Genomic DNA, 3304 nt, shown 5'->3' on the forward strand with positions numbered 1-3304 from the left:
ACTTTAGTTTCGAGTATTTTAGAAAGAAAAAATAAATTATCTTATAACCTAGTAACATAAACTTTCAATAACATTAAGAAGAAGACAAGCTATGACCAACTAATACTGGCATAGCTTGTCTTCTTTTATTATTTTTACATTCTTTAAATCTATAAGCATGACATAAAGATTTGCACTTAGAGACTTTGGTGGGTTATTTACAAAAAGGTCAAATTCCTTTTGACTCCCAACAGCTATAGATACTTTTATATCTGATGCCAAAACATTAGTAGCTATTTGACCATACACATTATACATTATTGTGGTATTAACAAAAGGTTTAATTTGAATATACCATTTAGAATACTCCCAGTTAGTTATCTCAAGCATTAAATCAGCAGGTCCGTCTATGGTTTTATTTAAGCTCCACTGAAAATCACGGGTATATAAGTCAGACAGAATAACTTGAAAAAACTTCTTCTTATTTTCTATGATTTGTATTCTCTTATTTTCTGTAGATATTTCTTCAGTTCTATCATTTATGTGTCCTGCAGCTAACATTAAATCACTATAAGTGACCCCATTGCATGCAGCACTCGCTATTTTATTTATTGTATCTGGTGCTGGTGGTGATTTGACTAGTTGTCGTAGGAGCCTTGAGATGTGAGCTGCACTTACATCAATTGTATTTGCGTATTGGTTAATTGAACGATCGCCTTTAGCTTTTTCAAGTAACATAGCAAATGTAACTAAATCAAATCTACTATAGTCAGACATTTAATCACCTCTTTTAATACACATTATACCATTTTTTATTGTTTGGAGTCAATGTGAATGAAAAACAAAAATAATTTTTAAATAATGTTGTATTGATGCAATGATTATGATATATTAATAACAAATAATGTTATTAAATACAAACAATGTTATTAGATACAGACAATGTAATATTCTAAGGGGGAAGATCTAGATGAATTTAAAGAAATTTGCATTGCAACAATTATTGGAAGTATGCTTTGATAGTAGTTATACTAAACTATCTAAGGCTATTGGTGTAGATGTAGCACATGTATATAGAGTTCTGGTTAAGAACAACACTCCGGGGCTCAAGTTCTTCAATGGATTAATGAGGTGGTGCACAGATAATCAGTTAGACTATAGAGAATATATTTTTTTACCTGAACCATTAACTGTAGACAAAGATATAACGCAAACGAAGTTAACAATAATCGGCGGAAATAAATAAGTAAGAGAACGAATTATTGTACTTATACAATTAATTTTAACAACAGTTCAGCATAGTAGAAGATAAACTGCTGCAAAGATGATGATTTAAAGGAGGAATAAATAATGGCTAAATACAGACAACTTTATACAGAATTTTGGAGTGACAGCTTTGTTCTTGAGCTTACTCCAGAGGAGAAATATTTCTATTTATATCTTATGACAAATAATAAAACAACACAGTCGGGTATATATGAGATTTCGAAAATAACTATAGGTACGGATACTGGATACAACAGGGAAACTGTAGAAAAGTTAATTAAAAGGTTCTGTGATTATAATAAAATTTTATATTGTGAAAAAACAAAAGAGCTTATGATGATAAATTGGATTAAATACAATGTTCCTAACAATCAGAACACAATAAAATGTGTAAATCGGGAACTTAAAAAAGTTAAAAACAAAGATTTTATTTTGATACTATTTGATAAATGTCAGGAAATTGGACTTGAGGTAGATAAAATCTTTGAAAACAATTTTGAGGACATTTTCGAGAAAATAGAAAGTATAGAGCCACAAATTAATAATGAGGCTACAAAAATGGATAAAAATCAGGAATTAAGTGAATTTGAAGCTAATAAATTTATAAATAGGTGCTTGGTAGGGGCTTGCAAGCCCCTACCAAGTAATAGAATAAGAAGTAATAAAGAAGAAGTAATAAGTAAGAAGCAAGAAGTAATAAATAAAAAAGAAGAAGAAGAAGTAATAAGTAAAAAAGAAATGATAACTAAAAAGAAAACATTAATAAAATTTAAAGATGATTCTGCTACTGCTGATGATAATAATAATGATGATGGGTTAAAAAATATAATTAAGGTATTCGAGGAAAATGTACATGCTATCACACCGTTAGAATATGAAAAAATATTGGAATTTACAAATCATGTAGCTAGCGAGGTCATCATTATGGCAATTGATGAGGCTATAATTTATAATGCAAAAACTATGAAGTATATTACTAAAATACTGGATAGCTGGATTGGTAATGGCATAAAAACAGGTGAAGAGGTAAAGGCCTATCAAAAAAAATGGGCTAGTAAAAGGGTTAGCTACCAAAGCCAAAACGTGAAAAAAGGTGGCTTTTGTGACTATGATCAAAGGACATATGATTTTGAGACCCTAGAGAAACAGTTGCTCGGACATTTGGATACTGGGAAAAATACTGAGGAGTAAAAGTATTTTATATAAAAATTAAAAAGGCGGTGCATATCATGGAAAAATTAGTTGAAAAGGCTAAAAATAAAGAAGACAGGGCTACTGAAGAGATAATAGAAAAGTTCAAATATCTTATATTCAAGGAAGCTTCAAGGTACTACATTCCAGGTTATGATCTTGAAGATTTAATCCAGCATGGGTAACTTTCAGTCATAAGAGCAATTGCCATGTATAAGCTAGGCAGCAATAGCTTCAACGGCTACTGCATAAATGCAATAAGATTGAACTTCAAAGCCCTTCTGAAGGGTGAAATAAAACATTTTAGGGAAGTTCCAAACAATGATATGCTAGATTTTGATTGCGCAGCGAATTATGAATTTACCTTAGAGGACGAAGTTATAGCATATGATGAAGTGAAAAAATTATACGTGGTACTAGATACATTGGACCCAGTTGAGCGTGAAATAATTGAGAGATATTATATTTGGGGGCAACCACTAGGTGAAATAGCCTGTGATAGTGATAAAAGCTACCATCAATTTGCAAGAATTAAGAAGAAAGCGCTAGAAAAACTTAGGGCCCTTATGTAAATTTATATATTTTTATAAATATCGCACAAAACTTTAGAAGCGCATATATATTCAATGAAAACAAAATGAGAGGGGTGGTTAATATGGCAGTTGTATCTACAAAAGTATCAAGTGCTCTAAAACTTACGATGAAAGTAGGTGTTGACGAGAATGGAAAGGACCAATATGTAACAAAGACAATGAGTAATCTAAAAGTTACTGCAGTGGATGATAACGTTTTTGCAATTGGACAAGCTATTTCAAACATCAAAACCTATCCATTATTCGGAATTGACAGACAAGATCAGTTTAGCTTA

At 30.9% G+C, this 3304-nt stretch carries 6 protein-coding genes; 5 read left to right on the top strand and 1 reads right to left on the bottom strand.

All coding sequences use genetic code 11. The features are described from left to right. Positions 1-99 precede the first annotated feature (99 nt). Complete coding sequence (locus JJE11_RS16915) at positions 100-756, bottom strand: hypothetical protein (protein WP_291637733.1); 657 nt, start codon at positions 754-756, stop codon at positions 100-102. Between the two features lie 193 nt (positions 757-949). On the opposite strand from JJE11_RS16915, the gene JJE11_RS16920 reads away from it, so the two are divergent. From JJE11_RS16920 to JJE11_RS16935, 5 genes are all read left to right on the top strand, one after another. Then, positions 950-1225 carry a hypothetical protein gene (locus tag JJE11_RS16920; RefSeq protein WP_291637735.1) on the top strand — a complete coding sequence of 92 codons (276 nt, stop codon included), beginning with the start codon at positions 950-952 and terminating at the stop codon, positions 1223-1225. A 104-nt stretch (positions 1226-1329) separates the two neighbouring features. After that, positions 1330-2436 carry a DnaD domain protein gene (locus tag JJE11_RS16925; RefSeq protein ID WP_291637737.1) on the top strand — a complete coding sequence of 369 codons (1107 nt, stop codon included), beginning with the start codon at positions 1330-1332 and terminating at the stop codon, positions 2434-2436. A gap of 38 nt (positions 2437-2474) precedes the next feature. Further along, entirely contained in the window at positions 2475-2621 is a 147-nt protein-coding gene (locus tag JJE11_RS17830) for a hypothetical protein (RefSeq protein WP_366927959.1), read from the top strand. Between the two features lie 24 nt (positions 2622-2645). Further along, positions 2646-3008, top strand: a complete 363-nt coding sequence (locus JJE11_RS16930) for a sigma factor-like helix-turn-helix DNA-binding protein (protein ID WP_366927960.1) — start codon at positions 2646-2648, stop codon at positions 3006-3008. An 83-nt stretch (positions 3009-3091) separates the two neighbouring features. After that, positions 3092-3304, top strand: a 213-nt coding sequence (locus JJE11_RS16935; RefSeq protein ID WP_291637739.1) for a DUF1659 domain-containing protein, incomplete at its 3' end; no start/stop codon positions are given.

This window comes from Clostridium sp. (assembly GCF_016650095.1).
GTDB lineage: Bacteria > Bacillota > Clostridia > Clostridiales > Clostridiaceae > Clostridium_AD.